We start from the raw sequence: 26,854 nt of genomic DNA, 5'->3' as shown, positions 1-26,854 counted from the left end.
TTTGTCCGGCGCTTTATTAACTTTTTAGACAGGAATGCAGTTTTGACTAGCGAAAACAAAACGCTGAATATCACCGAGATCCAAGCTCTTCTTCCGCACCGTTATCCTTTTCTGATGGTTGATCGTGTTGTTAACTACGAAGAAGGCAAAACACTGACAGCGATTAAAAACGTTTCCGTCAATGAGCCGCAATTTACCGGCCACTTCCCGAAAATGCCTGTTTTTCCTGGTGTACTGATTCTTGAAGCCATGGCACAGGCCACTGGCTTGCTGGCGTTTAAAACCTTTGGTGCGCCGGCAGAAAATGAACTGTATTACTTTGCCAGCATTGATAATGCGAAATTCCGTAAACCCGTTGGCCCTGGTGACCAGCTGGTAATTGAAGTGGAATTCCTGAAAGAGCGCCGCGGTATTGCCATGTTTAATGGCATTGCGAAAGTGGACGGCGATGTTGTGTGTTCTGCTGAGTTGAAATGCGCGAGACGAGAGTTTTCATGATTCACGAAACAGCACAAATTCACCCATCAGCGGTGATTGAAGACGGTGTGATAATCGGAGCCAATGTTACCGTTGGCCCTTTTACCTACATTGGCAAAGATGTCGAAATTGGCGACGGTAACGAGATCATGTCACACGTTGTGATCAAAGGCCCGACCACGATTGGCAAGGATAATCGCATTTTTCCTTATGCAATTGTCGGTGAAGAGTGCCAGGACAAGAAATACAACGGTGAACCGACGCGCCTGGAAATTGGTGATCGCAATGTGATCCGCGAAAGCGTACAGATCCATCGCGGCACGGTACAGGATAAAGGCGTGACTATTGTTGGCGATGACAACCTGTTGTGTGTCAATGCCCACGTTGCTCACGACGTCGTGATTGGTAATCACACCCATATTGGTAACAACTCAATTCTGGGTGGCCATGTGGTGGTAGGCGATTACGCCGGCGTGATGGCACTGTCAGCCATCCACCCATTCTGTAATGTGGGTGCGTACAGCTATGTCGGTGGCTGTTCTGCCGTGGTGCAGGATGTGCCGCCTTATGTACTGGCTCAGGGTAACCATGCCACACCGTTTGGACTGAACATTGTGGGTTTGCAGCGTAATGGCTTTGAAAAGCCTGAAATTCATGCCTTGCGCCGTGCCTATAAAGAGATTTACCGCTCGGGTAAAACGCAGGCCGAGGTGAAGCCGGTACTGGAAGATATGGTGAAAGACTGGCCGTCGGTTGGCCTGTTGCTGGATGCTCTGAACAATACCGAACGCGGAATTATTCGCTGATATGAGCAAGCCTCTTCGAATTGGAATTGTCGCCGGGGAGATCTCCGGCGATATTTTAGGGGCCGGCTTTATTGAAGCGGTCAAAGCGCGCTATCCGGATGCCGAGTTTGTTGGCGTTGCAGGACCGCGCATGCAGGCGCTGGGCTGCGAAGCTCTGTTTGATATGGAAGAGCTGGCGGTCATGGGGATCGTCGAGGTTGTCGGTCGGCTGCCTCGTCTGTTTCACATTAAAGCCGAGCTGGTTAAGTATTTTTCAGCCAATCCGCCGGATGTGTTCGTGGGCATTGATGCGCCTGACTTTAATCTGCGATTGGAAAAAGACCTGAAATGTCAGGGTATTAAAACCGTTCATTATGTCAGCCCGTCGGTCTGGGCCTGGCGGCAGAAGCGGATCTTCAAAATTGAAGCCGCGACCAATCTGGTTTTGGCCTTCCTGCCCTTTGAAAAAGCCTTTTACGATAAATTTAACGTTCCGTGTGAATTCATCGGTCATACCATGGCGGATGCCATTCCATTAGAGACAGACAAAGCCGCTGCCCGGCAAAAGCTGGGACTGGACAGCGATAAACGCTGGCTGGCCGTGTTACCTGGCAGCCGTGGCGGTGAAATGGGTCTGCTGGCAGAGCCGTTTATTCAGGCTTGCCAGTTGCTGAAAGCGAAACAGCCAGAGCTGGGTTTTGTGGTGGCGCTGGTGAACCAGAAACGCCGGGAACAGTTTGAACAGGCGTGGAAGGCGACAGCGCCCGAACTGGATTTTGTTCTGGTTGATGATACCGCGCGCGATGTCATGACGGCGTCAGATGCGGTGTTACTGGCTTCCGGTACCGTAGCGCTGGAATGTATGTTGGTTAAGCGTCCAATGGTGGTGGGCTATAAAGTCAAACCGCTGACAGCCTGGTTAGCCAAACGCATGCTCAAGACCAAATATGTGTCATTACCCAATATTCTGGCGGACAAAGAACTGGTGCCTGAATTATTGCAGCAAGAGTGTGTGCCAGAGAAACTGGCCGCGGCAGTTGAGCAAAGCCTGACAGCCGACAACCAGCCGCTGATGGCCGAATTTACCCGGCTGCACCAGCTTATCCGGTGTGATGCGGATAAGCAGGCTGCCGAAGCCGTGCTGACCTTAATCGGTAAGTCATCTAGCAGTGGCCGGTGTTAATTTACCGGACAGAGTGAAACACATTATGCAATACGAACCCTTTGTATACCCGGATGCCCGATTGATTGCGGGTGTGGATGAGGTTGGCCGTGGGCCGCTGGTCGGTGCTGTTGTGACAGCCGCTGTCATACTCGATCCGGCCAATCCTATAGTCGGGCTTGCTGACTCGAAAAAGCTGAGTGAGAAAAAGCGGCTGGCGCTGTTTGACGACATTCAGGAAAAAGCACTGAGCTGGTCTTTGGGCCGCTGTGAGCCGGAAGAAATTGACGAGCTGAATATCCTGCAGGCTACTATGGTCGCGATGCAGCGAGCGGTTGCTGGCCTGTCTGTACAGCCCGATTATGTCTTGATCGACGGCAACCGTGTGCCATCGTTACCTGTGTCGGCCCAGGCCGTGGTGAAAGGTGATATGCGGGTAGCAGAAATCAGTGCTGCCTCGATTCTGGCCAAAGTGACCCGCGACAGAGAAATGCAAGTCCTGGATGCGCAGTACCCTGCTTACGGGTTTGCCCAGCACAAAGGTTACCCGACCAAAGCACACTTTGCGGCGTTGGAAAAACATGGCGTGATTGAGCAGCACCGTAAGAGTTTTAAGCCAGTTCGAGAGCGAATTGCGCAAAATTTGAAGTAATGGCTTTCGGGCACTTGCGTTGACGAAAAATCATTTTAGACTCAACCCCTGTTTGTGTCTTAACCGCTGAATTGACGACATCATCATGGCTGAACCACGCTTTATACACCTGCGCATCCACAGTGACTTTTCCATGGTCGACGGCCTGAGTAAGGTCCCGCCTCTGGTCAAGAAAGTGGCAGAGCTGGGCATGCCCGCAATGGCCCTGACAGATTTCACTAACCTGTGCGGCCTGGTGAAATTCTATTTCGCAGCCCATGGCGCGGGGGTGAAGCCTATTATCGGTGCGGATTTCAAAGTGCGCAGCGATGAGAATGGCGATGAGCTGTCTGATCTCACTGTCCTGGCGGCAGACAATGACGGTTATAAAAACCTGACTTTGCTGATATCCCGTGCCTATCAGCGCGGGCATGTGCAACACATGCCTGTGATTGACCGCGACTGGCTGGTTGAGCAGAAGCAGGGGTTGATCCTGTTGTCTGGCGGTAAAACCGGAGATGTCGGACAGGCCTTGCTCAAAGGCAACCAGGCGGCGGCAGAGCGCTGTGTGGCCTTTTATCAGCAACACTTTCCCGGCAATTATTATCTGGAACTGGTCCGCACCGGCCGGCCGGATGAAGAAGCGTACCTGCATTTTGCCATTGAACTGGCCGCGCAGGCAGATTTGCCTGTGGTGGCAACCAACGATGTGCGTTTTATCAACCCGGATCAGTTCGATGCTCATGAAATCCGCGTCTGTATCCATGATGGTTATACTCTGGTCGATCCCCGCCGTCCCAAACATTACAGTGCTCAGCAATATCTGCGCAGTGAAGAAGAAATGTGCAAGCTGTTTGCTGATATTCCGGAAGCCCTGGAAAACTCAGTAGAAATTGCCAAGCGCTGTAATGTAACGGTCCGGTTAGGTGAATATTTCCTGCCAAACTTTCCGACCGGTGACATGACGACGGAAGATTTCCTGGTCTTGAAGTCGAAAGAAGGTTTGGAGCGACGTCTGGAATTCTTATTCCCGGATGAAGAAGTGCGCAAAAACCGTCGCCCTGAATACGACGAACGTCTGGATATTGAACTGGAAGTGATCAACCAGATGGGTTTCCCTGGCTACTTCCTGATCGTCATGGAATTTATCCAGTGGTCGAAGGAGAACGGTGTGCCCGTTGGCCCGGGGCGGGGCTCGGGTGCAGGATCCCTGGTCGCTTATGCGCTGGATATCACGGATCTCGATCCGCTGGCCTTTGACCTGCTGTTCGAACGCTTTCTGAACCCGGAACGGGTATCCATGCCTGATTTTGATATCGATTTCTGTATGGATAAGCGGGATCAGGTGATAGATCACGTGGCCGAAATGTACGGCCGGGATGCGGTATCCCAGATCATCACTTTTGGCACTATGGCGGCTAAAGCCGTTATCCGGGATGTGGGCCGGGTACTGGGCCACCCTTATGGCTTTGTCGATCGCATTTCCAAGATGATTCCGGCAGAACCGGGCATGACACTGGCAAAAGCTTTTGAGGCCGAGCCGCAGCTGGGTGAAGTGTACGAAGCCGATGAAGAAGTCAAAGATCTGATCGACATGTGCCGGGTGCTGGAAGGGGTAACCCGAAACGCCGGTAAACACGCCGGAGGGGTGGTCATATCGCCGACCACAATTACAGATTTTGCCCCGCTGTATTGTGACGCTGAAGGCCATCACCCGGTCACACAGTTTGATAAGAACGATGTAGAAACCGCGGGGCTGGTGAAGTTCGACTTCCTGGGCTTGCGTACGCTGACCATTATTGACTGGGCGCTGGGCATGATTAACCCGCGCCTGGAAGCTCAGGGCAAGCCGCCGGTCAATATTACGGCTATCCCGATGGCGGATCAGAAATCGTTCGCCATGCTGCAACGCTCAGAATCCACCGCGGTGTTCCAGCTTGAATCGCGCGGCATGAAAGATTTGATCAAGCGCCTGCAGCCGGACTGTTTTGAAGACATGATCGCACTGGTGGCCCTGTTCCGTCCTGGCCCGCTGCAATCAGGCATGGTGGATAACTTCATCGACCGTAAGCATGGTCGTGAAGAAATCTCTTATCCCGATGCCACTTATCAGCACGAGTCGCTGAAAGAGATTCTGGAGCCGACATACGGCATTATTCTGTACCAGGAACAGGTCATGCAAATTGCCCAGGTCCTGGCCGGTTATAGCCTGGGCGGTGCTGACTTGCTGCGCCGTGCTATGGGTAAGAAAAAACCGGAAGAAATGGCGAAACAGCGAGCCACGTTTGAAAGCGGCGCCGTGAATAACGGGGTCGACGGCGAGCTGGCGATGAAGATCTTCGATCTGGTAGAGAAATTCGCAGGTTACGGCTTCAACAAATCACACTCGGCCGCCTATGCCCTGGTGTCTTACCAGACTCTGTGGCTGAAGGCGCATTATCCGGCTGAATTTATGGCTGCGGTAATGACCGCCGACATGGATAATACCGATAAAGTGGTCGGCCTGGTGGAAGAATGCCAGCGCATGAATCTGCAAATACTGCCGCCGGATGTTAACAAGGGGCTTTACCGCTTCACCGTTGATGATGAGGGTGCCATTGTCTATGGCATAGGCGCTATTAAAGGGGTAGGTGAAGGCCCGATAGAGAATATTATTGCGGCACGGGAAAAAGGCGGCCATTTTAAGGACTTATTTGATTTCTGTGCCAGAATAGACACCAAGAAGGTCAATAAACGCGTTCTGGAGCGGTTGATCAAAGCCGGTGCGATGGATCGTCTCGGACCCAACCGCGCGGCGATGATGGCAACATTGGACGACGCGCTGAAAGCCGCTGGCCAGCACCATCAGGCCGAGGCATTCGGTCAGGCGGATATGTTCGGCGTGCTGACAGCAGCGCCGGAAGAAGTGGAAAAAGCGTACGCCAATATTCCGGAATGGCCAGAAAAAATCTGGCTGGAAGGCGAGCGGGACACGCTCGGCTTGTACCTGACCGGCCACCCGATCAACAGTTATGTGCGTGAGCTTAAGCACTATGTCACCTGGCGCCTGAAAGATGCCCATCCGACAGGGCGTGATAAGGTAGTGACGATTGCCGGACTGGTTATCGCCGCCCGGGTTATGACAACCAAGCGCGGTACCCGGATTGGAGTGCTGACATTGGATGACAGATCGGGGCGCATGGAAGTTATGCTGTTTTCCGATGCTTTGGAGCGATATCTCGATCTGATTGAAAAAGACCGGATTTTGGTCGTTTCCGGACAGGTCAGCTTTGATGATTTCAATGGTGGCCTTAAAATGTCTGCACGTGAAGTCCTTGATATTTCTGACGCTAGAGAAAAGCACCTGCGGGGTCTTGCTATCTCGCTGACTGAAGGGCAGATTGATCACACATTTTTTGAGCGTTTCAGCAAAGCGCTGGAGCCGCATCGGGCAGGTACTGTCCCGGTGAATATTTATTATCAGCGTTCGAATGCACGCGCTAAACTTACCCTTGGCACAGAGTGGCGGATAACGCCAAGTGATGATTTAATCACTGATCTCAAAGTGTTACTGGGCGAGCAGCAAGTCGAATTTGAGTTTAATTAATGAGTCCGATACCTGTCAGACAGGTTGCTAATAATGGACAAAGGATTACAAGTGGTATGAGCCTGAACTTCCTTGATTTTGAACAACCCATTGCCGAGCTAGAAGCCAAAATTGAAGCACTGCGCGATGTATCGCACCGTGATAAATCGGCTTCGGTTGATCTGGACAAAGAAATTGCACAGCTTGAACAAAAAAGCCTGGAACTGACCAAAAAGATTTTTGGCGATCTGGGCGCTTGGCAGGTCGCACAACTGGCCCGTCACCCGCAGCGTCCGTATACGCTGGATTATATCGAGCATATCTTTACTGAATTCGATCCGCTGGCCGGTGATCGTGCATTTGCCGACGATAAAGCCCTGATCGGCGGTATCGCCCGTCTGGATGGCCGTCCGGTTATGGTGATTGGCCATCAGAAAGGCCGAGAGACCCGTGAAAAAGTATTGCGTAACTTCGGTATGCCTAAACCTGAAGGCTACCGTAAGGCATTGCGCCTGATGAAAATGGCTGAGCGTTTCCGCATGCCGATCATCACTTTTATAGACACAGCAGGCGCGTACCCTGGTGTGGGTGCCGAGGAACGCGGTCAGTCTGAAGCCATCGCTATGAACTTGAAAGTCATGGCCGGTTTGAGCGTACCTGTGATTTGTAACGTGGTCGGTGAAGGCGGCTCTGGCGGCGCACTGGCGATCGGTGTCGGTGATTGCGTGAATATGCTGCAATACTCGACTTATTCAGTGATCTCCCCGGAAGGCTGCGCGTCGATTCTGTGGCGTGATTCTGATAAAGCCCCTCAGGCTGCAGAAGCTATGGGTATGACAGCAAATCGTCTGAAAGAGCTGGGTCTGATTGATAACATCATTGAAGAGCCTCTCGGTGGCGCGCACCGTGACGTGCCTGTGATGGCTTCGCGGATCAAGCAGCAACTGCTTAATACACTGAACGATCTGGAAGGCCTGGATGATGACAGCCTGCGGGAGCGTCGTTATCAGCGTTTGCTGAGTTACGGCTACTGCTGATAAGCACTTCCGGATACAGATCAACGGGTCGCCACAGACGGCCCGTTTTGCTATCTGTTGCGCGTCGTTGTTGCACACGGGCCCAAAGCAGCACTAACACCTGGCACTGCACTGATATAAGATAGCCTTATTGCCACAGATCACAGAGCAGAATTGCTGACATTTATGTTGTTTACTCATTTCTCTGACACCCTCTTGCGCCTTTGCCCGCAGCCATCACAGCTTGTTCTTGCGCTCAGCGGCGGACTGGATTCCCGTGTTTTACTGCATCTTTTGAGTCGGTTTGTACAAAAGTATCCGCATTATCAGTCGATTGCTGTGCATGTGCATCACGGCTTAAGCCCGAATGCGGATCGCTGGTTAGCACAGTGCGCAGCCTGGGCGAAGAAAGATGGGGTGACCTTTCACTGGGAACGAGTCAGTGTGCCGTCGGGTAACCGTATCAGTCTGGAACAGGCCGCGAGAGAAGCTCGCTATGACGCACTGGCGGGGTATGTTCAGTCTCAGGAGTACCTGCTGACCGCGCAGCATGCCGACGATCAGCTGGAAACTGTCTTGCTGGCGTTAAAGCGCGGCAGTGGCCCTGCCGGTCTGGCTGCAATGCCCGAGGTCAAACCCTTTGCCAATGGCTTACACCTACGCCCTTTGCTTGATGTCAGCCGCGCCGAGTTACAAGCCTATGCCAATGAGCATCATTTGGACTGGGTGGACGATGAGAGCAATCAGGACAGGCGTTTTGACCGTAATTTTTTGCGGCTGGATATTGTGCCGGCACTGACATCACGCTGGCCGGGATTACGGCAGGCTGCAGCACGAAGCGCCGCATTGTGCGGCGAGCAGCAGTCATTGCTGGAATCCTTACTGACAGACAAACTTCATCAGATGAGTGCGCCAGACGGCAGCATAGATCTGAGCACAGTGACGGACGAGAAACAGGGCAGAGCGCTGGTGCGTCTCTGGTTGCAGCACCAGAACCTGTCTGTTCCCTCTAAAGCGCAACTGGAACAAATCTGGCAGGCGGTTTGCCTGGCTCGTGAAGACGCTAACCCTTGTGTGTCGTTGAGCGGATACGATATACGCCGCTTTCAGTCTCGTTTATATGCGGTCCGGCCCCGGCAGGATGTGACGGAATGGCGCCGGGAGATCACCCCGGATATCACTTGTCCGCTACCGGCTTCGCTGGGCGTTATTACACTCAGCAGTCTGTCTGGCGGACATCTGCGCAGCCCTGAGCCGGGTGAGCGGGTGTGGGTTGCTTTTGACCCCAGTGGTCTGCAGGCACAACCACTGGGGCGTGCAGGCAGCCGCAAGCTGAAAAAGCTGTTTCAAGAGTATGGGGTGCCCAGCTGGCGTCGGCGCCAGACACCCTTACTGTTTTATGGTGACAAACTGGCCGCGGTGGCGGGCTTATTTGTGGTCGAAGGCTTTGAAGGCAATGAATGCGAGTTAGTCTGGAAGTGTGATCACCTACACTGACACCGGGGTCAGGAATGTAGATAGTCAATCAGTGTTTGAATGTCGATATAAGTAAAATAATGAGGATCTTATGAAAAAAGCAATGACGCTGACACTGGCTGCGGCACTATTTTCACTTCCTGTTATGGCTGCAGGTGATGCCGAGGCCGGTAAGGGAAAGGCCGCTATTTGTGCCGCCTGCCACGGTGCTGATGGTAAGACTTTGATTCCGGGCTATCCCAACCTGAATGGCCAGAATGAGCAGTATCTGGTTTATGCCCTGAAAGCTTACAAGAATAAAGAACGAAATGGTGGCAACGCCATGTTGATGCAGGCGCAGGCTGCAATGCTGAGTGATACAGATATTGATAATCTGGCGGCTTACTTCTCGCAAATGTAGTAACGGCCACCCGTATCCGCCCAGCAGGGCTGGGCGGATAAACTCCCTTCATTCTCTTCGCGGTTAAACAATCTTCTTGTTGCTGTAATATTGACCAGTTGGATTAACTGGCATTGATAAAATCCACCAATAAATATATTGTACTAGTTCACTGATACGGTAGGGTTGTAAAGCATGGCAGGAACACGCGAACATTTTGGCTCACGGATAGGCTTTATCCTCGCGGCTGCAGGAGCAGCGGTAGGGTTGGGTAACATCTGGGGGTTCCCCACTCAAGCGGCCAGTAATGGTGGCGGCGCTTTCCTGCTGGTTTATCTCCTGATGATTCTGGTGGTGGCTTTTCCTATGTTGATCGTTGAAATGGCGATTGGTCGTTATGGTCAGGCTAACCCGGTAGACAGTATGCGAAGCCTGAGCGATAACCCGACAGCAAAGCGTGCGGGTGCGTTGGTGGGCTGGGTTGGCCTGATGGTTCCTTGTCTGGTGCTGGCATTTTACAGCATAGTGGCCGGCTGGCTGGTAACCTTTCTGCTGGCGGCTGTTACCGATATTCTGGGAATGGCAGATGTCACCACCTGGCTGAAAGGTTTTTCTGTCTCTCGTAACCTGTTTGGTGCGGCTATCTTTTATTTGCTGACCATTTTGATCGTACAAAGCGGGGTGAAGCAGGGAATTGAAAAATGGTCTACCCGCTTGATGCCGGCGCTGTTTGTGCTTTTCCTTCTGATGTTTGTCTACATCATGACTCAGGATGGGGCAATGGAAGGCCTGAAGCATTATCTGATTCCTGATTTCAGTAAGGTACTGGAACCTAAGCTATTGCTGGCAGCAATGGGGCAGGGCTTTTTCTCCCTGACGATCGGCGGTTGCTCAATGTTGATTTACGGCTCTTACCTGAGCAAGAAAGAGAGCCTGCCTAAAATGGCACTGAGCGTCACCCTGGTTGATACGGCGGTGGCCTTTATCGCCGGTCTGGTGGTGCTGCCCGCGATGTTTGTTGCCATGCAGAAAGGGGTGGCGATATACGCTGAAGACGGTTCGTTGCTGGGATCGGATACCCTGGTATTTACCGTACTGCCGCTGCTGTTTGACAGCCTGGGCTTTGCCGGTCAGCTGATTGCACTGGTGTTTTTTGTCTTGATGACCATTGCGGCGCTGACGTCTTCGATTTCAATGCTGGAGTGCCCGGTGGCTTTGGTCAGTGAGCGCTTTGAAACGGACCGTAAAGCGACAAGCTGGGTTTTGGGCGGGGTTATTGCCGTATTCAGTGCGGTGATTATCTTTAACTTTGGCCAGCTGTTTGGCCTGGTGGCGACCATAGCCACCCAGTATTTCCAGCCCGTAGCGGCCTTGTTGTTCACTGTGTTTGGTGGTTGGGTATGGTCTCGTCACCGTAAACTGAAAGAGCTGAGCGAAGGTAGCCCGGAACTGGAGAAGTCGCTGTTCTGGAAAATCTGGCCTGTGTATCTGAAGTTTGTTTGCCCTGTGCTGGTCATCGCGGTCTTGGTGTCTTCTTTCAGCTAACTCAATCGCTTTAGAACATCACGCAACATAAAAAAACGGAAAGCCTGGCTTTCCGTTTTTTGTGTGCGGTATTTAGCGAAATTGTCTGGCGTCTGGTAAATAGTCAAATCCGGCAGTAGCAAGCCTGGCGATCAGTTTATCTTTGTCAATCTCGTAATAGCGGACCAGAGCGTCCAGATCGCCAAACTCATCGCGTATCTTCATATTGACGATGCTCATCAGCATGACAGGATCCATGGTGTCGAAGGTTTTCAGATTCATTCTGCGTCCTCGTGATCACTGATCAATAAATTTGCAGCGGCAAAGGCTGCTTGATCTCGGATGGACTGCGGCACCTCAGAGCTGGCCGCGACATTATTTAAAGCACGTACGGCGCAGGCAATCGCGGCAGGGATATAGCCCTGATCTCCACTGCCAATCTGGCTGTAACTCTGACGGACAAGCTCGCAGCAGTCAGCGACTTTCATAGTGTCTCCTGATTATGGTCACGAAAGATGAGTCAGAGCTTACCGCTATCGGCTATTGAGATCGAGTGAAGAGGGTTATTTAGAGCGCTTGTGCTGGTAGAGCTGGCGATCTGCCCGCTCTAATAAGCTTATCGGCGTATCACCACGCCGATAGGGGGTGGCGCCAATCGAGGTGCCTATGTCCAGGCTGCGCAGGGTATGGTCCTGATCTATCCGCGTCATGACGCGGTGAATGACCTTGCGTGCAGACTGCTCAGAGGCCGGTTGCAGCAACAGGACAAATTCATCTCCGCCCATGCGGTAACATCGGTCTGAGGTGCGGACTGATTGTTTCAGGATCGACGAAAAACGGCGGATAACGTTATCGCCATCCAGGTGGCCATATTTATCATTGACCTGCTTGAAGTTGTCCAGATCAAACAATAGAAGTACCAGGCCAACCTGGCGGCGATCACTCATGGCGATGGCATGCAGTATGTCCTGATCCAGACAGCTGCGGTTACGCAGGCCGGACAGATGATCCCGCATCGCCATTTCTTTGATCCGGCGATACTCTATCGCACTGAATAACGGGCCGGCCAGGAGCCTGTGGTAGGTATGGAGAAGGTTAATTTCATCCTGATCCAGCGCGTAAGGTGTGTCGTACTGGATCTCCCCCAGAGAGTGATCGGCATACCGCAGGGCAAAGCACTGGCGGTTGTCCGTTCCTTGCCCGTGGCGTATCAGGGTGGTGGTGGTTTCATGGCGCCAAAGCATGCGACTGATATCAATCTGTTTCTCAACTTCCAGTGCAAAGACTTCCAGCAGCACAGACAGCTCAGGCTTGCCCTGCATTTTTTGCAGGATAAGCAAGCGCTGATCCGCACCCAGCGGCTTGGCGCGGGTTCGGCAGGTGTCGGTTTGCTTTTTGTGCCAGATAATTGGATCCATGACTAATATCATTGATAAGCAAGGTTTTTAATATATGAGATTTTGGAACTAGATCAATAGAAAATGGAATGAAATGAAAATCTCCCATTGTTTTTATTCTAAAAACGAACGTAGCTCACTTTCTCTCTCCTGGGCATCCAAATAACCGAGATTAATCAGTGCGTGTATGTAATTGGGCTCGAAAAGTATATAGCTGGTAAGGGCGGCATCGTCCTTGGGACTGATGCCTAGTAAGCGCATCAGAGAGCGGGCGGCCAGCGGCATATGGTGATAGAAAGCCTGGGCCAGAGGCTCAAATGACTGACTCGGGTACAGGTGCAGGGTATCAACCGATTTGACCGCCATCTTGCGCCTTTCATCGTCTGGCAGCTTGCTGAGCAAAGTATTGGTGTATTCCAGATGCTCCAGCTCAGCGGCCATGGTATCACTGAAAATGGTATCCATCAGATGGCCTGTCAACATGCCTACGCCAGGGGCCTGAGTGGGATCTTGCGGCCGTAATCTTTGATTGATCAAATCAATGATCAGAATCTTATCTGCGCCCATTTTCATCGAAGGACGCAGTGGCGTCAGTTGGTGAATTGATCCGTCGCCATAGTATGCCTGTCCAATCCGGCTGGCCGGGAAGACAAAAGGGATGGCCGATGAGGCCAGCAGGTGCTCTGTGGTGATCAGTGAACGGCGTCCTTTGGATTTCGAATAGGTCCAGGGCGTAATACTCTGCTGGCCCTGAAAAAAGCTGACGGTTTTCCCGCTTTTATAGCTGGAGGCTGTGATGGAAATGCCGTGCAGATTACCTGCCAGGATCTGCTGTTCCAGCCGGCCGTAATTATTGACCTGGTTCAGCAACAGGCGCAGTGGCCGATTGTCCAGTAACCCGAACGGCGGCCTGGGGTGATGTTCTGCCCGCAGCCTTGCCAGCAGTTGATGTGATAAATGCTGGGTGATGCCCCAACCACTAGAACGGAACACCCGTCTGCTGTGCAGGCGTGCCCAGATCCATTCCAGCTTTTTTACTCCTAATCGAAAACAGGATGCATAACAGGCAATCGCAGTAGCGTTAATGGCACCGGCAGAGGTACCACTGTAGATAACAAAAGGGCTGTGATGGTTACGGGGATACCACTCAGAAATCGCTTTCAGTACGCCAACCTGGTAGGCCGCTCTGGCGCCACCCCCTGAAAGCAAGAGACTGATTTTTGGCTTTTCCTTGCCCATGCAAAACGTTCCACTCAAGATACTAAACAGATGCGACAGACACTGGTGGCGTCTAGTCTAGTGATAATACTCAGTTTATTTGTAATTTAAACTGAGTATATGTGGCACAGACACAAAAAAGCCTCCGTCCGGAGGCTTTTTTTAATATTACGGGTCAGCAAAGGCTTAAGCCAGCTTTTGCTTAATGAAGTTTGCAATGCTGCCGGCGGCCACAGGCTCTTTCGTACCTGTGCGGCGGTCTTTGTATTCCACTTCACCGTTTTTCAGGCTGCGATCGCCGATCACCACAGTATGTGGCACACCGATCAGTTCCATATCGGCAAACATGACGCCAGGACGTTCTTTACGATCATCAAACAGTACCTCGATACCGGCAGCCGTCAGATCTGTATACAGTGCTTCAGCAGCCTGCTGAACTTCTTCTGATTTGTGCATGTTCATCGGCACAATGGCCACCTGGAACGGCGCAATGGCATCCGGCCAGATAATACCGTTCTCATCGTTATTCTGTTCGATAGCCGCTGCGACCACTCGGGTACAGCCAATGCCGTAACAACCCATTTCCATTACGGCCTGCTTGCCGTTGGCATCCAGTACAGTGGCGTTCATGGATGAAGAGTAGTTAGTTCCCAGTTGGAAAATATGGCCCACTTCGATACCGCGTTTGAGCAAGATAGTCCCTTTACCGCATGGGCTTGGGTCACCTTCAATCACATTGCGAATATCTTCGACACGACCCAGCTCTACGTCACGGCCCCAGTTGATGCCAAAGTAGTGTTTGCCGTCAATGTTGGCACCGGCACCGAAGTCGCTCATCACGGCAACGCTGCGATCAACAATGAAAGTGGCAGGCAGATTGACAGGTCCCAGTGAGCCCGGGCCGGCATTCACAACGGCGCGGATTTCTTCTTCTGTCGCAAACTCCAGTGGTTTGGCAACACAATCCAGGTTTTCTGCTTTCACTTCGTTGAGTTCGTGATCGCCACGTACGATCAGAGCGATTAACTCTGCGTCTGACTCTTCAGACGCTTTCACGAACAGTGTTTTAACGTTTTTTTCAACCGGCAGGCCAAATTGCTCAACCAGCTCAGCGATGGTTTTAGCATTTGGTGTATCAACCAGCTTCATCTCCTCTGCCGGCTCTGCACGCTCGATGGCAGGCGCCAGCGCTTCGGCTTTTTCGATGTTGGCGGCGTATTCCGACTCGGTAGAGAAGGCAATCAGATCTTCGCCACTTTCGGCCAGAACGTGGAACTCGTGCGAGCCGCTGCCGCCGATAGAACCGGTATCTGCCAGCACGGCACGGAAATCCAGACCCATGCGACTGAAGACGTTGCTGTAAGCACGGTACATGTCGTTATAGGTGTCTTGCAGGCTGTCTTTATCCAGGTGGAAGGAGTAGGCATCCTTCATGATGAATTCACGTGAGCGCATCACACCGAAACGGGGACGAACTTCATCACGGAACTTGGTCTGGATCTGGTACAGGTTCAGTGGCAACTGCTTGTAGGATTTCACCTCATTACGCACGATGTCAGTGATCACTTCTTCGTGCGTCGGGCCCAGTACAAACGGTCGGTCATGGCGGTCAGCAATTCGCAGCAGCTCAGGACCGAATTTGTCCCAGCGGCCTGTTTCCAGCCACAGTTCAGACGGCTGAACCACAGGCATCAGTGTTTCGACTGCACCGGCATTGTTCATTTCTTCGCGAACAATGGTTTCGACCTTACGCAGGACACGCAGACCTGTAGGCAGCCAGGTGTACAAACCTGAGGCCAGCTTACGGATCATACCTGCACGTAGCATCAGCTGGTGGCTGATGACTTCTGCGTCGTTTGGAGTCTCCTTCAGGGTAGAAAGAAGATATTTACTGGTACGCATTGATGGTATCCGTTGGTAATTATGAGGATTAATATTGAGAGCAGTATATTAGCAGCGTATCTGCCTTTCGCCAAAGGGAACCCGAGGCTTATTGGCTGTCCGGTGACTTCAGTCACCGGAAAACAGGTTAAGTATAGTCTGTAAGGTCAGCTTGCCCGGAGGCGACTATTTGTTCGACCAGGACTTTATGGCCTTCAAACCGAAACAGTACGTTGTAGTCAAACAATAGTACGGCATAGCGCTTGTCATCCGTTTTCCCTTTCTTATAGGCCGGGCGGGGATCCTGCGCCAGTACTTCTTCAATCACCGCTTGTTGATAGGCTGCGTCTTCGCCATCGAGCTGGGCCAGTGCAGCAGGGGTAAACTCGACGGGAAGCAGTTCAGGTATCTCTGCCGCAAAGCCGCCACTGGCATCCGGCACACTGTCGGAATAGGGAATATAGGGTTTTATGTCAATGACAGGCGTACCGTCAACCAAATCCACACCGGCCAAATCCAACAGCACCTGACCTTTTTCATGCCGCACGCCGTTCAGCTTGATCGCTGACATCCCTATACCGTTAGGGCGAAAAGTGGCCCGGCTGGCAAAGACGCCGATGCGGTCATTACCGCCTAGTCTGGGCGGTCTCACGGTAGGGCGCCAGCCCGCCGCCAGGTTCTGATCAAATAAAAACAGCAGCCACAAATGGCTGAACTGTTCTATGCCTCTGATCGATTCCGGCGTGTTCGCATCGCCGCAAAGCACCAGGGTTGCTCTGGCACTGGGTACCAGGCCGGGCTGACGGGGAACGGCGAATTTCTCTTTGTAAGGGGAGTGGATGACACCAATTGGCTCAATCTGAAAAGTCATTTTCTCTGTCATTCGTGCATGTCGCTGCAGATCATATCTGCCAGACCTTAGCACATCTCAATGTGGTGTTGCTGAAAATCTTGTTGTGGGAAAAGCGTATTAAGTGTTATGTTATACTATAACATTTAATGCGAGGAGGCATGATGAAACCAGGTATCCATCCCGAGTACCGTAAAGTGGTGTTTCACGACACTAGCGTAGATAAATATTTCGTTGTCGGCTCGACACTGAAGACAGATAAAACCATCACATGGCAGGACGGCAAGGAGTACCCCTACTTCTTGCTGGACGTGTCGTCTGAATCGCACCCTTTCTACACCGGCAAGCAGCGGGTGATTAAGACAGAAGGCCGGATGGCAAACTTTAACCGCCGTTTTGCGGCGTTTGGAAATAAGGAAGCACAATGAAGGTATTAAGCTCACTCAAAAGCGCCAAGCTGCGCCATAGAGATTGCCAGGTGGTCAAGCGACGTGGCCGCATTTACGTAATTTGCAAATCCAATCCACGCTTTAAAGCCGTGCAGGGTACGGTGAAAAAGAAGAAGTAAACGACCGAGCTGTCTGATCAGATCATTGTTCCCCATCCAGAACAACAAAAGCCCCTTTGCAGGGGCTTTTGAACTTTTATCGGCAAGGTGTTGTGAGGCGATGGCTTACCAGCCTTTGACAATGCCGCCTTTGAAGATCTCCATCGCTGCATCGTTCACCGCATCAGACTGATATGCCTTGATAAAGGTCTGCACGTTTTCGGCATTCACGTTATCTTCACGGGCAACAATCAGGTTCACATAAGGTGATTCTTTGTCTTCCACAAAGATACCGTCATGATCCGGAGACAAGTCGATAGTGCTGGCGTAGGTGTTGTTGATAATGGCCAGTTTGACGTCATCCAGAGAGCGCGGCAGTTGCGGTGCTTCCAGTTCAACGATGTCCAGGTTCTTTGGATTTTCAACGATATCCAGCACAGTGGCTGTCAGGCCTGCGCCGTCTTTAAGTTTGATCAGACCTTGTTGCTGCAGCAACAGCAGCGAGCGGCCCAGGTTGGTTGGATCGTTTGGCACTGCGATCTGATCACCGTCTTGCAGCTCATCGATAGAAGCGATTTTGCTTGAGTAGGCTGCAATCGGGTAGACAAAGGTGTTACCGGCAATCGCGAACTTGTAGCCACGGTCTTTAATTTGCTGATCCAGATAAGGTTTATGCTGGAAGGCGTTAACGTCGATCGAGCCTTCTTCCAGCGCCGCGTTAGGTGACACATAGTCGGTGAAAGTGATCAGCTCAACGTCCAGACCATACTTGTCTTTGGCTTCTTTGGCGGCCACTTCAGCTACCTGCGCTTCTGCACCGGCCATCACACCCACTTTGATTTTGCTGTTGTCAGCAGCAGCGGTAGATTCCTGTTTTTCGCCACAGCCAGTCAGTGCCAGAGCTGACGCCAGACCCGCGACTGCAAAGAAATGTTTAATATTCAGAGCCATTGTACTTCTCCTATTGTTCAGGGAATCCCTGTACTTTGTTGTCGTTGTATTTCTGTAACTTATCGGTTTCGCCGGCAAGCCATGTCCGGCGGATGTGAGTTTTCTGTTGTGTTCCCGTCAAACTTATCTGTGGTCGACGCGGCGGACCAGATGATCCCCGGCGGACTGGATCAGCTGTACTAACACGACCAGCATGATCACAGTGATCATCATGACTGTGCCGTCAAAGCGCTGATAACCATAGCGGATACCGACATCACCTAAACCGCCGCCGCCGACTGTACCTGCCATGGCCGAGTAGCTGACCAGAGTGACCAGAGTAATGGTGACGGCATTAATAATGCCCGGCAGCGCTTCCGGCAGCAGTACCTTGCGAATGATTTGCACTGGCGTGGCACCCATAGCTTGCGCGGCTTCAACCAGACCGCTGGGTACTTCGAGCAGTGCACCTTCCACCAGACGGGCGATAAAGGGAATTGCGCCGACTGTCAGTGGCACAATGGCCGCCGCAGTACCGATGGAACTGCCCACCACAAAGCGGGTGAATGGAATAATGGCCACCAGCAGAATAATGAACGGGATGGAGCGGCCGATATTAACCACACCACCCAGCACTTTATTAAAGCCCGGGTTGGCCAGCAGGCCGTTGGGCTTGGTCAGGTGCAGAGCGACACCCACAGGAATGCCGATGGCGAAACCAATCAGGCCGGAAGCGAAGACCATCATCAGTGTTTCGCCTAAAGCGTCCGTCAGCAGACCAATCAGGCGTTCGTTGGTTTGCCACCAGGTGGCGATAGAATCAAGCAACATAACCCAGCACCTCTACATTTACTTTGTGTTCGCGAAGGAAAGCGATGGCTTGTTGTGTCGCTTCTTCAGAGCCAAAAAATTCCGCCAGCATCAGGCCGAACTTCACACCGCCGGCATAGTCCATGTCGGCACTCAGAATGTTGGCATCAATACCGAACTGCCGCGATGCCTGACTGAGCAGTGGCGCATCCACGGAAGCGCCGGTGAATTCCAGCCGTATCAGAGGGTAGTTAGTCTCTGTACGCTCTGTTTCCAGGCGCGCTTTATAATCTTCCGGTATCGACAGATCTAAGGTAGAACGGATAAATTCACGTGCCAGTTCTGTTTTCGGATGGGCAAAGATATCACCCACCGGACCTTTCTCGACCAGCTCGCCGTTGCCTATGATGGCTACTTCTGAACAGATGCTTTTCACCACGTTCATTTCATGGGTGATCAGCAAAATGGTCAGGTTCAGCTTATTATTGATTTCTTTCAGTAACTCAAGAATGGACTGGGTGGTGGCCGGATCCAGTGCGCTGGTGGCTTCGTCACACAACAGGACTTTAGGATCAGAGGCCAGGGCACGGGCAATAGCCACCCGTTGTTTTTGTCCGCCGCTGAGGTTTGACGGGTAGGACTGATGTTTGTCAGCTAAACCAACCAGATTGAGCAATTCGGTTACTTTGCGTTTGACTTCCGCTTTATCCGTGCCAGCCAGTTCCAGCGGCAGCGCGACATTGTCGAAAACGGTGCGGGACGATAACAGATTGAAGTGCTGGAAAATCATGCCGATTTTACGGCGAGCCAGCGTTAATTCCTGATTAGAGAGCTGAGTGAGATCGATACCATCAACAATGATGTGTCCTGAGGTTGGCTTCTCAAGCAAGTTAACGCAACGTATCAGGGTACTTTTTCCCGCACCGGACGCACCGATGACACCAAAAATTGTGCCTTGCTCAATGCTGAGGTTGATATCGCGTAAGGCGTGGATGTCTTTATCCCCGACTTTGAAGGTTTTATTGACCCTGTTGATCTCTATCATGCTGTGTCCTGCTACTGCTTTTTTAACTTGCTTGCTGTGTTGTAAACCAGCATAGCTTTATGGTCGTAATTTCGCCTGTATTAGTGTTTTTGTGTGTAGTTTAAGCGATAGACCTTGTCATCTTCTTGTGTTATCGCAATTTTTCCGTGTCATCTGTTGTGGATGCTAGGGTGTCTAGATGGCTAAGTCAATAGATATTTTTACGTCTAGACGGCTAAATCAAAAAACACTGCGATTTAGCCGGAAAAGTGTCAGCCAGTCTGCCTGAGGATAAAGAGATGATTCCGTGTGTCAGCCATGCCATAATTTAGCGAATTTGATTTCTATCTTTAGGTGATCGCTTGGCTAAGCCTGCTGTGTTTATTGATCGTGACGGCGTCATTAACGTTGATCACGGCTATGTCCATACTGTTGACGATTTTGAATATATCGAAGGGGTGTTTGACGCCTGCAAGAAACTGAAAGAGCAGGGTTACCTTCTGGTGCTGGTGACCAATCAGGCCGGTATTGCCAGAGGCATGTATACCGAAGATGAATTCCTGACCCTGACAGAGTGGATGGACTGGAATTTTGTCGATAACGGTGTTGAATTTGACGGCATCTATTACTGCCCGCATCACCCGACAGAAGGAAAGGGCGATTATCTGCAAGATTGTGATTGCCGCAAGCCCAAGCCAGGCATGTTTATTTCAGCCCGCGATTTTCTGAACATTGATATGGCCCGTTCAGTGATGATTGGCGATAAAACCGATGATATGACAGCGGCGCAAGCGGCTGACGTGGGCACCAGAATTCTGGTGCGTACCGGTAAGCCAGTCACTCAAGAAGGGGAGGCACTGGCATCGGTTGTGCTCGACAGTGTCGCGGATGTCCCGGCCTGGTTAGCGGCCCGCAACTAACTGTCCGGCATCTTTAAGGTTCACAAAAACAGACACGCTCAAAACGTGTCTGTTTTTTTATATCTGAATAGTGATCACTCTGATGGTCTGCCAGGTGGGTCAGAATATCAGGGCAGTATTTTCCCTTTGAGACAGGGGTAAATATAAACTCATGTTTTTATTGTCAAATAGTGAGCAGGCTGCTGTTTGGATCATCATTAGACATTCAACCAACTGCTATACTGACTAGACCAAGGAACAGGCGGACAATGACAGGAGTCATTTACCTTCATGCTTTCATACTTTTTGCGCCGTTTGGTGCTGGTAATCCCCACTTTTATCGGCATTACGATTCTTATTTTTGCCCTCACCCGTTTTGTGCCGGGCGGACCGGTCGAGCGTATGCTGGCCAGTATTCAGGCGCAGCAAAGTATGTCTATGTCTCCTTCTATGGCAGGGGAAAGCAATGCACTGTCAGAAGATCAACTGGCCGAACTCAATGCGTTTTACGGATTAGACAAGCCGGTATTTGAAGCTTATTCCGAGTGGCTGATGAAAATGCTGCATCTGGACTTCGGATTGTCGACCCGTTACTACGAACCTGTCTGGGACATGATTATGGACAGGCTGCCGGTGTCCATGTTCTACGGCGGTGTGACCTTTTTTCTCAGTTACTTTATCTCTATTCCTCTGGGTTACTACAAAGCCTTAAAACACGGCAGCGGCTTTGACTCCGGATCTTCAATTCTGATTTTTGTCGGTTATGCCTTGCCGGGGTATGTGGTAGGGGTGATGCTTATTACGCTTTTCAGCTATCAGCTGGAATGGTTTCCAATGGGCGGCTTTGTCAGTGACGATTTCGATGACTATGAATCACTCTGGCAGCAGGTTAAAGATATCCTCTGGCATGCCTGTCTGCCGCTGATTTGTTATCTGATTGGTGATTTTGCCACTCTGACAATGACGATGAAAAACAACATGATGGAAACATTGTCAGCGGATTATATCCGTACAGCTATCGCCAAAGGGTTACCCTTTTCGACCGCGGTTCGCCGCCATGCGCTCCGCAATAGTCTTATTCCTATCGCCAGCCACTTTGGCAACTCCTTGCTGTTCTTTATGACAGGGTCTTTCTTGATTGAGGTGATATTCAATATTGATGGGATCGGTCTGCTGGGGTACGAATCTATCATTGAGCGGGACTATCCTGTGGTGATGGGAATCGTTGCGATAAATGCTGCGTTATTAATGCTGGGCAATATCATTTCCGATGCTTGTGTTGCCATGATTGATCCCCGAGTGAGATTCGGAGCCTGAGATGCTGACACTTAGCCCACTGACAAAAAAGAAAATCCAGCGTTTTAAAACGATAAAGCGAGGTTACTGGTCACTGATAATATTATCCACACTGCTGGTGTTATCCTTCTTTGCCGAGTTTTTGATTAACAGCAAAGCGCTGATCGTCAAGTATCAGGGGGAGTACTATTTTCCGGTCGTCAGCGATGTGCTGCCTGGCACTCAGTTCGGGCAGGAGTACCAAAGCGAGGCACAGTACCGGGAATTGCAGCAGGCTTTTTCGCAAAGCGATACGGATAATTTTGTGCTGATGCCGCTTGTGCCCTGGAACCCCTATGAACAGGATTTTAGCGGGGATTATCCTCCCACCGCGCCTGACGCCCAGTCCCGGCATTATCTTGGCACCGATACCATAGGGCGGGATATTCTAGCCCGGCTGGTTTACGGTTTTCGTATCACTATGGGTTTTGCCTTACTGACCATGGCTATTTCCTATGCCATAGGTACAGCTGTCGGCTGTGCGATGGGTTTTTGGGGCGGAAAGTTTGACTTGCTGGTGCAGCGTTTTATCGAAATCTGGTCAATGGTGCCTTTTCTCTATGTCATCATGATACTTGTCTCTATTACTCAGCCTTCGTTTACGCTTTTTGTCGCCATCAATGTGCTGTTCGGCTGGATGGGGATGACCTGGTACATGCGCACTATGACCTACAAAGAAGTGGCCCGGGATTACGTGATGGCCGCGAAGGCACTGGGCGCCTCAAACTGGCGGATTCTTTACGCGCACATTTTGCCCAATGTTATGGTGATGATAGTGACATTGGCTCCGTTTACCATAGCAGCCAATATTACAGCGTTAACGGCACTGGATTATCTTGGTCTGGGCTTAATGCCGCCGACACCCAGTTGGGGAGATTTACTGCAGCAAGGGAAATCGAATTTGGGTGCGCCCTGGATTGTGATTACCGTGGTGACGGCCATCGTGCTGGTCCTGGTAATGGTGACCTTTATCGGTGAGAGCGTGCGTGCGGCTTTCGATCCGAAAAAATTTACCCGTTATAGTTAATAAAGACGTGTAGCCAGATAACAAGGATGTACGATGAGAAAGATACTGAACATTTTCGCCTTTTGGACCATCACATTGAGCGGTGCACCGGCAGGGGCAGCCGAGCTTCCGGCCGGGCTGAAATGGGAGTCTAATCTGCATGAGCCGCGTTTTGCTTCTCCGCATGCCAAATTCGGCGGCACTTTTAATACTTATATTGAGAGTTTTCCGCAGACATTTCGTATCGTCGGACCGGATTCCAACGGCCGCTTCCGTACCTGGCTGCTTGACAGCCGACCCGCTGCAGTAACCCGTCATCCTGATACCAAGGCCTGGATCCCGGATATCGCCAGTGAATGGGCTTATGGCAATGACGATAAAACCGTTTATTATCGTATTAACCCCAACGCCAGATGGTCTGATGGAAAGCCTATTACGGCGGATGATTTCATCTATGTACTGACGTTTATGCGCTCCAAAGACATAGTTGCCCCCTGGTATAACACCTTTTATACCCAGCAGATTGCCGATGTCGTTAAATATGATGCTCACACCTTTGCTGTGGTATCAGCAGAAAAACGCAATAAAGAAGAGTTGATGCTGTACACCAATCTGCAGCCCCGTCCCGCTCATTTCTATAAACCGAAAGTCGATAAAAACAGTGATGGGGTAGAAGATAACTTTGTTCGCTACTACAACTTTAAAGCCGAGCCGTCCGCCGGCCCGTATTACATTGACGATATCAAAAAAGGCAAGTCGATCACTTTCAAACATGTTGGCAAAGACTGGTGGGGATACTCAAATCCTTATTATCTGTATCGTTATAATGTCGAGAAAATTCGCGTCAAAGTGATACGCGACAAAGACATTGCCCGTCAGCACTTTGAAAAAGGCAATCTGGACTCTTTCTGGCTGGACACCCCTGAGTTGTGGCGCGAGAAGTCGGACACCCCCAATTTTGAGCATGGCTACATCCATAAGTTTTGGGGATATAATCAAGTCCCCATGGGCGCGGGTGGATTATGGCTAAATACCGCCAAACCACTGCTGGGGAATCTGGATATCCGTAAAGGCCTGGCATACGCCACCGATTTTGATGGTCTGATTGAGAAAGTCTTACGTGGTGATGTCATCAGGAAACCCAACCCGATGGGAGTCGGGCATGGTGATTACACCAACAGCGAGCTGAAAGCGCCACCGTTTGATCCGGATACCGCGATTGAATATTTTACAAAAGCGGGGTTCGGTAACATTGGCCCGGATGGCATTCGGATCAACGATAAAGGACAGCGGCTTTCGTTTGCTATCACCTACAGCTACGGCTACCTGACACCACAAGTGGCTTATCTGAAAGAACAGGCCAAACTGGCCGGGCTCGAATACACCCTGAATCTGGTTGATGGTTCATCGGCATTCAAATATGTGCTGGAGAAAAAGCACGAGCTCTCTTTTCACTCTATGGGCACCAGCGAAATCCCCCAATACTGGGAATATTTCTACTCTGAGAACGCCAATAAGCCGCAGAATAATAACTTCACCAATTACAGCACCCCTGAATTAGACCGGCTGATCCTGGCCTATCGTTCCGAATTTGACTTGAATAAAAAGAAAGCTCTCGCCAAGCAAATACAGGTCATTGTGGATCAGGCCAGCGTCATTATTCCTGGTTACATGCGCCCCTATGCCCGTGAAGCTTACTGGCGCTGGCTGCAGATACCGCAACCGGCGATGACAAAATCCACTGAATTTCTGTTTCCCTCGGGGACGTTCCGGGATCTGGGCACGTATTGGATTGATGAGTCGCTGAAGCGTGAAACCAAAGCGGCTATGAAGTCAGGCAAAACCTTCGAGCCCGTCACTATCATGGAAGAGGCATACAAGCTGTAAGCGGGCGGAGGGCGAAATGAACGAGCATCAGGTTATCCTGCGGGTAGAGGGGCTGGAAACTGAGTTTTGCACAGATGACGGTGTGGTAAAGGTACTGCACGGCGTGTCATTTGATGTCAGAAAAGGCCGCACTCTTGGGTTGGTCGGCGAGTCAGGGTCAGGCAAAAGCGTGACGGCCATGTCTGTCATGGGCCTGCTGCCAAAGCCTTATGGCCGGGTAACCAATGGCAAGGTTTTGTACCGGGAGACGAACTTACTCGAACTTTCCGCCCAGGACATGTGCGCTATGCGTGGCGATCGCATATCAATGATCTTTCAGGACCCAATGACAGCACTCAATCCTGTGTACACCATAGGTAAACAGCTTAACGAAGTGCTGGCGCTTCATCGTCCGGAACTGAACAAAAAGGAGCGTAACCGTTATTCACTGGACATGCTGAATAAAGTGCAGATACCCATGGCCGAAAAACGCCTGCATGAATATCCCCACAGCTTGTCCGGCGGCATGCGGCAACGGGTGATGATCGCCATGGCGCTGGCCTGCAAGCCAGACATTCTGATCTGTGATGAGCCGACCACGGCACTGGATGTCACGATCCAGGCCGAAATCCTGAAATTGATGAAGGCACTGCAGGAAGAAACCCAGATGGCGATGATCTTTATTACCCATGATTTGGGTGTAGTGGCGGAAATTTGTGATGATGTGGCTGTTATGTATGGCGGTAAAGTGCTGGAAACGGCCGATGTGTTTGAGTTGTTCGACCATCCCCGGCATCCCTACACCCAACGGCTGTTGGGATTGATGCCCAGCGCTGAACGTCCAAGCAAACAAATGATTCCGCTTGAACCCATAGATCCATCAAGGTTTCCGGAATTTGGGGAATAGAGTGGCAACTACGCAAAGGAGTGGGTGTCTTCATGGACGACATTTTACGTATTGAGAACCTGAAGCAGCACTTTGTTTCAGGTAAAGGAATATTTAAAAAGGGCTACACAGTGAAAGCCGTTGATGGTGTCTCTTTTTCAATAAGAAAAGGAGAGACCTTAGGGCTGGTGGGGGAATCCGGCTGCGGCAAAAGTACACTGGGTCGAACCATTCTGAAGTTGCATGAGCCGACAGAAGGTAACATCTTTTTCGACGGTAAGGATATTACGCACTTGTCTCCTCGCCAGATGCGCCCGCTCAGAAAAGATATGCAGATTGTGTTTCAGGATCCTCTGGAATCGCTGAATCAGCGACATACGGTAGGCATGATTCTGGAAGAGCCATTTATTATCCATAATGTAGGAACATCAGCCGAGCGTAAGCAATGGGTACTGGAATTGCTGAATAAAGTCGATTTACCTGCTACTGCCATTAATCGGTATCCTCATGAGTTTTCTGGCGGGCAGCGCCAACGAATCGGAATTGCCCGCGCGATTGCACTAAAACCTAAATTATTAATCTGTGATGAATCTGTCTCTGCTTTGGATGTCTCTGTCCAGGCGCAGATATTGAACCTGTTACTGGCGCTGCAACAGGAGATGAAACTCACCGTGATTTTCATTTCTCACGATTTGTCAGTCGTAAAGCATGTATCAGACAGAGTCGCGGTTATGTACTTCGGCAAACTTGTTGAGATAGGAACGGCTGAAGAGATTTATCATGCACCGAAAGCGGATTATACGAAAACCTTATTAGCTGCGATCCCTATCAGCCATCCATCGCAACGGAAAAGACCTGCAGTACCTCAATAATTTCCTTTTAAAGCGGGTGAAATGTGCTGTTTTTAGGCTGTATGTTTTGGTGTTGTCTAAAAAATAGACCAACGAAATAAAAATCAAAAAAAACTATTGCGCTGTAAGAACATCTCTCTATAATGCGCCCTCGTTGTCACGATAAACCGCACGGCTTACGGGATAACAAAACGTTCTTTAACAATTTGACCATGCAATCTGTGTGGGCACTCGACAATGATACAGTCATAAAAGATTTATCAGTGAACTGAGTGACCAATTGGTAGCACTTTTTATAAAAGAGTTACCGCCACAGTCAATTCGTTTCAGCTTCGGTTG

At 50.9% G+C, this 26,854-nt stretch carries 26 protein-coding genes; 17 read left to right on the top strand and 9 right to left on the bottom strand.

Annotated features, from left to right (window positions below; translation table 11 throughout):
* Positions 1-42: 42 nt before the first annotated feature.
* From fabZ to L6J37_RS18310, 9 genes are all read left to right on the top strand, one after another.
* A complete protein-coding gene (gene fabZ / locus L6J37_RS18350) occupies positions 43-498 on the top strand; it encodes a 3-hydroxyacyl-ACP dehydratase FabZ (RefSeq protein WP_027251674.1) in 456 nt (151 codons plus the stop codon).
* Positions 495-1,283 (top strand): acyl-ACP--UDP-N-acetylglucosamine O-acyltransferase, encoded by a 789-nt coding sequence (gene lpxA / locus L6J37_RS18345; protein WP_237796165.1) that lies wholly within the window; start codon positions 495-497, stop codon positions 1,281-1,283. Before fabZ ends, lpxA begins: the two co-directional genes overlap by 4 nt.
* A gap of 1 nt (position 1,284) precedes the next feature.
* Positions 1,285-2,445 carry a lipid-A-disaccharide synthase gene (gene lpxB / locus L6J37_RS18340; RefSeq protein WP_237796164.1) on the top strand — a complete coding sequence of 387 codons (1,161 nt, stop codon included), beginning with the start codon at positions 1,285-1,287 and terminating at the stop codon, positions 2,443-2,445.
* Positions 2,446-2,458: 13 nt separating this feature from the next.
* Positions 2,459-3,076, top strand: a complete 618-nt coding sequence (gene rnhB, locus L6J37_RS18335) for a ribonuclease HII (RefSeq protein ID WP_303458655.1) — start codon at positions 2,459-2,461, stop codon at positions 3,074-3,076.
* An 85-nt stretch (positions 3,077-3,161) separates the two neighbouring features.
* Positions 3,162-6,641, top strand: coding sequence for a DNA polymerase III subunit alpha (gene dnaE, locus L6J37_RS18330; protein WP_192017585.1), 3,480 nt, complete (start codon positions 3,162-3,164; stop codon positions 6,639-6,641).
* Positions 6,642-6,697: 56 nt separating this feature from the next.
* A complete protein-coding gene (gene accA, locus L6J37_RS18325) occupies positions 6,698-7,657 on the top strand; it encodes an acetyl-CoA carboxylase carboxyl transferase subunit alpha (RefSeq protein ID WP_192017586.1) in 960 nt (319 codons plus the stop codon).
* A 165-nt stretch (positions 7,658-7,822) separates the two neighbouring features.
* Complete coding sequence (gene tilS / locus L6J37_RS18320) at positions 7,823-9,133, top strand: tRNA lysidine(34) synthetase TilS (protein WP_237796161.1); 1,311 nt, start codon at positions 7,823-7,825, stop codon at positions 9,131-9,133.
* Between the two features lie 70 nt (positions 9,134-9,203).
* Positions 9,204-9,512: a c-type cytochrome gene (locus tag L6J37_RS18315; protein ID WP_192017588.1), complete on the top strand. Its 309-nt coding sequence runs from the start codon at positions 9,204-9,206 to the stop codon at positions 9,510-9,512.
* A 174-nt stretch (positions 9,513-9,686) separates the two neighbouring features.
* A complete protein-coding gene (locus L6J37_RS18310) occupies positions 9,687-11,036 on the top strand; it encodes a sodium-dependent transporter (protein WP_218386455.1) in 1,350 nt (449 codons plus the stop codon).
* A 72-nt stretch (positions 11,037-11,108) separates the two neighbouring features.
* Here the strand turns inward: L6J37_RS18310 and L6J37_RS18305 are convergent, their stop codons facing one another.
* From L6J37_RS18305 to tsaA, 6 genes are all read right to left on the bottom strand, one after another.
* Positions 11,109-11,297, bottom strand: a complete 189-nt coding sequence (locus tag L6J37_RS18305; protein WP_192017590.1) for a DUF4250 domain-containing protein — start codon at positions 11,295-11,297, stop codon at positions 11,109-11,111.
* Complete coding sequence (locus tag L6J37_RS18300) at positions 11,294-11,503, bottom strand: YaeP family protein (protein WP_192017591.1); 210 nt, start codon at positions 11,501-11,503, stop codon at positions 11,294-11,296. Before L6J37_RS18300 ends, L6J37_RS18305 begins: the two co-directional genes overlap by 4 nt.
* A 75-nt stretch (positions 11,504-11,578) precedes the next feature.
* Positions 11,579-12,433 carry a GGDEF domain-containing protein gene (locus L6J37_RS18295; RefSeq protein ID WP_192017592.1) on the bottom strand — a complete coding sequence of 285 codons (855 nt, stop codon included), beginning with the start codon at positions 12,431-12,433 and terminating at the stop codon, positions 11,579-11,581.
* Positions 12,434-12,526: 93 nt separating this feature from the next.
* Positions 12,527-13,651 (bottom strand): patatin-like phospholipase family protein, encoded by a 1,125-nt coding sequence (locus tag L6J37_RS18290; RefSeq protein ID WP_192017593.1) that lies wholly within the window; start codon positions 13,649-13,651, stop codon positions 12,527-12,529.
* Between the two features lie 165 nt (positions 13,652-13,816).
* Positions 13,817-15,532: a proline--tRNA ligase gene (locus L6J37_RS18285; protein WP_237796160.1), complete on the bottom strand. Its 1,716-nt coding sequence runs from the start codon at positions 15,530-15,532 to the stop codon at positions 13,817-13,819.
* A gap of 127 nt (positions 15,533-15,659) precedes the next feature.
* Positions 15,660-16,382 (bottom strand): tRNA (N6-threonylcarbamoyladenosine(37)-N6)-methyltransferase TrmO, encoded by a 723-nt coding sequence (gene tsaA / locus L6J37_RS18280; protein ID WP_237796159.1) that lies wholly within the window; start codon positions 16,380-16,382, stop codon positions 15,660-15,662.
* A gap of 143 nt (positions 16,383-16,525) precedes the next feature.
* Between tsaA and L6J37_RS18275 the strand changes: the two genes are divergently transcribed.
* Positions 16,526-16,789: a type B 50S ribosomal protein L31 gene (locus L6J37_RS18275; protein ID WP_192017610.1), complete on the top strand. Its 264-nt coding sequence runs from the start codon at positions 16,526-16,528 to the stop codon at positions 16,787-16,789.
* Positions 16,786-16,929 carry a type B 50S ribosomal protein L36 gene (gene ykgO, locus L6J37_RS18270; RefSeq protein ID WP_192017596.1) on the top strand — a complete coding sequence of 48 codons (144 nt, stop codon included), beginning with the start codon at positions 16,786-16,788 and terminating at the stop codon, positions 16,927-16,929. The genes L6J37_RS18275 and ykgO overlap by 4 nt, the downstream gene beginning before the upstream one ends.
* 105 nt (positions 16,930-17,034) lie before the next feature.
* Here the strand turns inward: ykgO and L6J37_RS18265 are convergent, their stop codons facing one another.
* The 3 genes from L6J37_RS18265 to metN form a co-directional block, all read right to left on the bottom strand.
* Complete coding sequence (locus tag L6J37_RS18265; protein WP_192017597.1) at positions 17,035-17,859, bottom strand: MetQ/NlpA family lipoprotein; 825 nt, start codon at positions 17,857-17,859, stop codon at positions 17,035-17,037.
* A 123-nt stretch (positions 17,860-17,982) separates the two neighbouring features.
* The gene (locus tag L6J37_RS18260; RefSeq protein ID WP_120513953.1) at positions 17,983-18,669 is read right to left on the bottom strand and encodes a methionine ABC transporter permease; all 687 of its coding nucleotides are present in this window, start codon (positions 18,667-18,669) and stop codon (positions 17,983-17,985) included.
* Positions 18,659-19,693: a methionine ABC transporter ATP-binding protein MetN gene (metN, locus tag L6J37_RS18255; RefSeq protein WP_218386448.1), complete on the bottom strand. Its 1,035-nt coding sequence runs from the start codon at positions 19,691-19,693 to the stop codon at positions 18,659-18,661. Before metN ends, L6J37_RS18260 begins: the two co-directional genes overlap by 11 nt.
* A 341-nt stretch (positions 19,694-20,034) precedes the next feature.
* Here metN and gmhB point away from each other — a divergent pair, with 341 nt between their 5' ends.
* The 6 genes from gmhB (at position 20,035) to L6J37_RS18225 (ending at position 26,536) form a co-directional block, all read left to right on the top strand.
* Positions 20,035-20,592 carry a D-glycero-beta-D-manno-heptose 1,7-bisphosphate 7-phosphatase gene (gene gmhB / locus L6J37_RS18250; RefSeq protein WP_218386437.1) on the top strand — a complete coding sequence of 186 codons (558 nt, stop codon included), beginning with the start codon at positions 20,035-20,037 and terminating at the stop codon, positions 20,590-20,592.
* Positions 20,593-20,862: 270 nt separating this feature from the next.
* Entirely contained in the window at positions 20,863-21,888 is a 1,026-nt protein-coding gene (locus L6J37_RS18245; protein WP_192017600.1) for an ABC transporter permease subunit, read from the top strand.
* A 1-nt stretch (position 21,889) separates the two neighbouring features.
* On the top strand, positions 21,890-22,933 hold the full coding sequence (locus L6J37_RS18240; protein WP_237796158.1) for an ABC transporter permease: 1,044 nt from the start codon (positions 21,890-21,892) through the stop codon (positions 22,931-22,933).
* A 33-nt stretch (positions 22,934-22,966) separates the two neighbouring features.
* Positions 22,967-24,799, top strand: coding sequence for an extracellular solute-binding protein (locus L6J37_RS18235; protein ID WP_237796157.1), 1,833 nt, complete (start codon positions 22,967-22,969; stop codon positions 24,797-24,799).
* Positions 24,800-24,815: 16 nt separating this feature from the next.
* Positions 24,816-25,685: an ABC transporter ATP-binding protein gene (locus tag L6J37_RS18230; RefSeq protein ID WP_237796156.1), complete on the top strand. Its 870-nt coding sequence runs from the start codon at positions 24,816-24,818 to the stop codon at positions 25,683-25,685.
* 32 nt (positions 25,686-25,717) lie between these two features.
* Positions 25,718-26,536, top strand: coding sequence for an ABC transporter ATP-binding protein (locus L6J37_RS18225; protein ID WP_192017604.1), 819 nt, complete (start codon positions 25,718-25,720; stop codon positions 26,534-26,536).
* Positions 26,537-26,854 lie beyond the last annotated feature (318 nt).

The sequence above is a fragment of the Photobacterium sp. WH77 genome (genome assembly GCF_022014395.1).
GTDB lineage: Bacteria > Pseudomonadota > Gammaproteobacteria > Enterobacterales > Vibrionaceae > Photobacterium > Photobacterium arenosum.
This window is presented reverse-complemented; position numbering and strand designations above follow the sequence as displayed.